Here is a 5,265-nt window from a genome sequence, read left to right as displayed (position 1 = left end):
GCCCCGGTGGGAGATGCAGGGGCCGCCCAGCCACCCGCCGGCCTGCCCCGCGTAGAGGTAGAGCGAGTCGCGCTTCTGCGGGTTCAGCTCGCGGCCGATGCGGTGGTCCAGCGACTCACCGGACGCCTCGGAGTCGCCGCCCACGCCCTCCACGGCGGGGCCGCGCGCGGTGAGGCACTGCAGCGCGCCACGGGCGTGGCCGTCCCCGTAGTTGTAGTCCTTCATGTTGACGTTGCGCACCACCAGCAGGCGCGCGCGGTGGTCCGCCAGCTCCACCAGCGACTTGCCCGCGAGCGTCGTGGTGGTGAGGTTGCCCAGCGGCTCCGGCCAGAAGCGCTCCGGCTCGCTGCCCAGCTCGGAGGTGCTCTGCGCGGCGGCCACGCCATCCGCCTGGCGCAGGAAGATGGCGAAGGGCAGCGCGTTCGCATCCGCCGCGTGGGCCTTGCGGGGCAACAGCCCCTCCAGCACCGGCAGCCCCAGCATGACGCCACCCAGGCCCTGCAATACGCGTCGACGGCTCAGTTTCACGGCAGCTCCTCCGGGTGGCGCGTCACGAAGCCCACGCCCGTCACGACCTCGACGACCAGGTCCACGATGGGCAGCTGCCCGGACTGCGACAGCTTGCCCAGCCGCGCCACCAGCGCGTCGTCCTCCGCCACGGCGGGGCGTCCGCTCAGGAACTCCACCCAGTGGCGCGCGTAGCACTCGTGCACCGCCTGCGTGTTCGCGAGCGCGTCCGCCAGGTCCAGCGCGTCCTTCACGGACACCTTCTGGCCGCCGATGCCCGGCGCAGACGAGGCGTCCACCGGGTGCCCGTTGTCCGTCGTGCGGTAGCCGCCCACGGCGTCGAAGTTCTCGAAGGGGAAGCCCAGCGGGTTGATGAGCGTCGCGTGGCAGGACGCGCACATCGTGCCGGGCGCCTCCGTGTGCGACGTCACCACCTCGCGGTTGGTGCGGCCGTTGGGCGCGGGCAGCGCGGGGATGTTGGCCGGCGGCGCGCCAATCTTCTGGCACAGCAGGTGCTCCGACAGGAACACGCCCCGGTGGATGGGGTCCGGGTCGATGGACGTCGCGTGCGACGCGAGGAAGCCCACCTGCGTGAGCACGCCCCGGCGCTGCGCCCCGTCCAGCGTCACCGGCACGAAGTCCGCGGTGAACGTCCCGGTGAGGCCGTAGATGCGCGCCAGCTCGTCGTTGACGAAGGTGTCCCGCGACGTGAGCAGGTCCGTGAAGCGCCCCTTGCGCCCGAAGACGACGTCCTGGACGAAGAGCGCGTTCTCCTTCGCCGCGGACTCCGCCAGCTTCGTGGTGACGTTGGGGAAGCGCGTGGTGTTGGGCCGGATGCTCGCGTAGCGGGGCACGTCGAAGACGGCCTGGTGGTAGGCGGTCACCACGCCGCGCGCCCGGGGGTCCGCCATCATCCGGCGCGCCTCGGCGGCCACGCCCTCGCGCTTCGCAAGCAAACCCTCGCGGGCCGCGGCGAACAGCGCGTCGTCCGGCATGGAGTTCCAGAGCGCGTAGCTCAGGCGGGACGCGACCTCGAACGCGTCCAGCGGCACCCTGCCCTCCGCCGCCTGCGTGCTGCGCTCCACGCGGTAGAGGAACAGGGGCGACTGGAGGAAGCCCTCCAGCACCAGCCGCAGGCCGCCCTGGAACGCGGCCATCGTCGGGTACGCCTTCGGGCCCTCGCGGTACAGCTTGAGGTACGTCTCCACCTCGTCCGCGCTCAGCGGGCGGCGCAGGGCGCGCAGGCCGAAGGACTCCACGAACGCCTTCGCGCGGGCCTCGTCCGTGGTGTTGCCCGCCGGCAGCAGCTTGCCCAGCTTCGTCGCGTCCGTGGCCACCTGCCCGGCCAGGTCCGCCGCCGCGCGCTGGTACGCGCCCCACAGCGCCTCATCCACCGACAGCGCGCGAGCGTCGTTGTCGAAGAGGAAGCCGCTCTGGGACGGATCCGCGCGGAACGACTGCGCCAGCGTCGTGGGCGCCGCGTCCAGCTTGAGCAGGTCCTTCACGGTGCTCAGCCACTGCGCATGCGTCAGCCGCGCGACGCGCACCGAGCGCGCTGCCTGCTCCACGCCAGCAGGGGGCGGTTTGTTCGTACCACCAGGGCCCGGATTGTGCGGATTCGCCGCGTCAGAAATCTGGCCTTCGCAGCCAACCAGGAAACTCAAGGAGGCCGCGAGCAACGCGGAACTCTTCCATCGTCGACGTTGCGCCATGGGGGGAAGCGCCTCCGTTCGTTGGAGTTCATCCCACTGGGGATACGTCTGGAAGTCAATCCGCACCCCGGCCGGGCAGGCGGCGGTCCACATGAATACTGGAAACCGCCGCCCTGACCGGATCAGCCGGGAATCAGGAAGCGCGCGATGACGCGCTTGAGGCCCACGCTCCCGCCGAACTCCACGGTGACCTTGGCGTTGGGGCCGCTGCCCTCCGCGGCGACGATTCGGCCGGAGCCGAACTGTTCATGGCGCACGCGCATGCCGCGCACGTCGCCGCCCACGCCGTCCATGTCGGACGAGGCCTGCGAGTAGCTGCGGTCCACGCGCGGGCCCATCTCGTCGTCCTCCCAGTTGCGGCGGCGCTGCGGCATGGCGGCGGCGCGCGGCGGGGGCGGCAGGTCGTTCTCCTTGAAGCCGAAGAGCGCCTGCGGCACGTCCGCGAGGAAGCGGCTGGGCGGGTTGTACTTGAGCTCGCCGAAGAGGGAGCGGCACTGCGCCAGGCTCACGAAGAGCCGCTTGCGCGCGCGGGTGAAGCCCACGTAGCAGAGCCGCCGTTCCTCGGCCATCTCCTCGCCGCCGTCGGGCTCGTCGCTCTTGAGCGCGCGCGAGTGCGGGAAGACGCCCTCCTCCAGGCCCGTGAGGAACACGGCGTCGAACTCCAGGCCCTTGGCCGCGTGCAGCGTCATCAGCGCCACGCGGCCTTCGCTGACCTCCGCGTCCGCTTCGCCCACCAGGCTGATCTGCTCCAGGAAGGCCTGCAGCGGCGGGATGTCCGCGGTGAGCGGCGCGGAGTCCACGCCCTCCGGCGCCTCCTCCTCGCGCTCCTCGGCCGCCTGCGCGGAGGCCACCATGTCCGACGCGCGCTTCAGGTCGAACTCCTGCGCCGCGCCCAAAAGTTCCTTCAGGTTCTCCGCCCGGGTGAGCGCCTCGTCGCTGCCTTCCGCGACCAGCGTCTCCACGAGCTTCGTCTCCTTGAGCATCTGGTCCACCGCGCCCGCCGCGTCCTTCGCCGTGAGGGAGAAGGCGTGCAGCGACTGGAGCAGCTGGTGGAAGCCGCCCAGCCGCTTCTGCGCGGTGGCGTTGAGGGACGGGATGCGGTGGCGCTCGCCCAGGGCCTCGAAGAGGCTCAGGCCCTGCTCGTTCGCGAAGTCCGTCAGCCGCTCCTCGGTGGTGTCACCGATGCCGCGCGCCGGCACGTTGAGCACGCGCAGCAGGTCCGCGTCCGAGCGCGGGTTCGCCATCAGCCGCAGGTACGCGGACGCGTCACGGACCTCCGCGCGGTCGTAGAAGCTGCGGCCGCTCACCAGCTGGTACGGCACGCGCGCCAGGCGCAGCGCCTCTTCCAGCACGCGGCTCTGCGCGTTGGTCCGGTAGAACACCGCCATGCTGGAGAACTTGATGAAGCCCTCGCGCTGGAGCGCCAGGATGCGCCGGGCCACCTCCTGCGCCTCCGCGCGCTCGTCGCGGTGGAGCAAGAGTTCCAGGTTCTCCCCCTTGGGCCGCTCGCTCCAGAGCTTCTTCGCCATGCGGCGCGGGTTCTTGGAGATGACCTCGTGCGCGGCGGTGAGGATGTTCTGGTCGGAGCGGTAGTTCTGCTCCAGCTTCACCACCTTCGCGCCCGGGTACTGCATGGGGAACTGGAGGATGTTGTCAACGTCCGCGCCGCGCCAGCGGTAGATGGACTGATCATCGTCGCCCACCACCACCAGGTTCGCGGACGGCGGCGGCGCAAGCTGGCGCAGGAACGCGTACTGCACGGGGTTGGTGTCCTGGAACTCGTCCACCAGCACGTGCGTGAAGCGCGTGCGGTAGCGCTCCAGCACGTCCGGCCGGTCGCGGAAGAGCTTCACCAACAGGAGCAGCAGGTCCCCGAAGTCCACCGCGTTCGCCGCGCGCAACAGCTTCTGGTAGCCCGCGTACACGCGCTTGACGATCTGCCCGCGGATGTCCTCCTGCTCCACGCGCATGTCCTCCGGCAGGCGCGCGGCGTTCTTCTCCTGGTCGATGCGGTGCAGGATTTCGCGCGGCTGCATCACCGGCTCCACGCCCGCGTCGCGCATGGCGCGCTTCACCAGGCTGAGCTGGTCGCCGTCGTCGTAGATGACGAAGGACCTCGTCAGGCCCACGGCCTCCGCCTCGCGGCGGAGAATCATGGACGCGGCCGAGTGGAACGTGCTCACCACCAGGTCGTTGGCCTGCGCGCCCAACAGCTGGGTGAGGCGCTCGCGCATCTCGCGCGCGGCCTTGTTGGTGAAGGTGACGGCCAGGATGCGCCACGGGAAGACGCGGCGGACCTTCACCAGGTGGGCCACGCGGCGGGTGATGACGCGCGTCTTGCCGCTGCCGGCGCCCGACAGCACGAGCAGGGGGCCGTCGCCATGGAGCACGGCTTCCGCCTGGGGCGGGTTGAGGTCTTCGAGGAGGGCGGTTTCGTGGGCGTTCACGGAGGGTTCCACCAGGGGGAAGAACCCCGCCTTCTAACGTCTTTCGCGCGCGGGTGCCGGGTCTTCCGCCAACCCTGGCGCCCGCCGGGCCGTCCGCCCTCGGGACGGGCAGGAGCGTGGGTTATAAGAAGGGACACCTGCCATGTCCGACACCCCGTCCCGCCCCACCCAGGCCCAGCTCGACCGCTTCGCGGAGCTCTTCAACCAGAGCCTCACCCTGCGCCACTTCGGCGCGAAGATGTCCTTCCCGGAGGGACGCATGGTGGTGGTGGAACTCCCGGAGGTTCAGCCCCAGCACCGGGGCGGCCTGGGGGCCTCGGCCGTCAACGGCGGCGTGCTCTCCGCCCTCTTCGACTTCGCCATCGGCTGCACCCCGGCGCTGCGCGACCCCACCCGCCGCTGCGCCACCGTCCAGCTGTCCATGAGCTTCGAGCGCCCCGCCACCGGCAACCACCTGCGCGTGGAGGCCGTCATCGACAACGGCGGCCCGTCCACCGTCTTCGCCTCCGCGAAGCTGATGGACTCCGAAGGCCGGGTGTGTGCCCGCTGCCAGGGCGTCGTGCGCGTCTCCTCCCAGGCGTGGGCCAACGGCGAAAGCC

The 5,265-nt window shown here is 71.1% G+C and carries 4 protein-coding genes; 1 reads left to right on the top strand and 3 read right to left on the bottom strand.

Features of this window, described 5'->3' with window-relative positions; translation table 11 throughout:
* The 3 genes from D7X55_RS35360 to D7X55_RS35350 all read right to left on the bottom strand — a co-directional run.
* Positions 1 to 528 (bottom strand): DUF1552 domain-containing protein (locus D7X55_RS35360; RefSeq protein ID WP_121725357.1); only part of this gene is annotated, 528 nt, incomplete at its 3' end.
* Positions 525 to 2,075 (bottom strand): DUF1592 domain-containing protein, encoded by a 1,551-nt coding sequence (locus tag D7X55_RS35355; protein WP_233610257.1) that lies wholly within the window; start codon positions 2,073 to 2,075, stop codon positions 525 to 527. The genes D7X55_RS35355 and D7X55_RS35360, both read right to left, overlap by 4 nt.
* 266 nt (positions 2,076 to 2,341) lie before the next feature.
* A complete protein-coding gene (locus D7X55_RS35350; RefSeq protein WP_407921810.1) occupies positions 2,342 to 4,666 on the bottom strand; it encodes an ATP-dependent helicase in 2,325 nt (774 codons plus the stop codon).
* Between the two features lie 142 nt (positions 4,667 to 4,808).
* Between D7X55_RS35350 and D7X55_RS35345 the strand changes: the two genes are divergently transcribed.
* A partial coding sequence (locus D7X55_RS35345) for a PaaI family thioesterase (RefSeq protein ID WP_147470335.1) occupies positions 4,809 to 5,265 on the top strand: 457 nt, incomplete at its 3' end.

The organism is Corallococcus sp. AB049A, from assembly GCF_003668885.1.
Classification (GTDB): domain Bacteria; phylum Myxococcota; class Myxococcia; order Myxococcales; family Myxococcaceae; genus Corallococcus; species Corallococcus interemptor.
The sequence above is the reverse complement of the archived record's forward strand: the minus strand, read 5'-3'. Positions and strand labels throughout refer to the sequence as shown.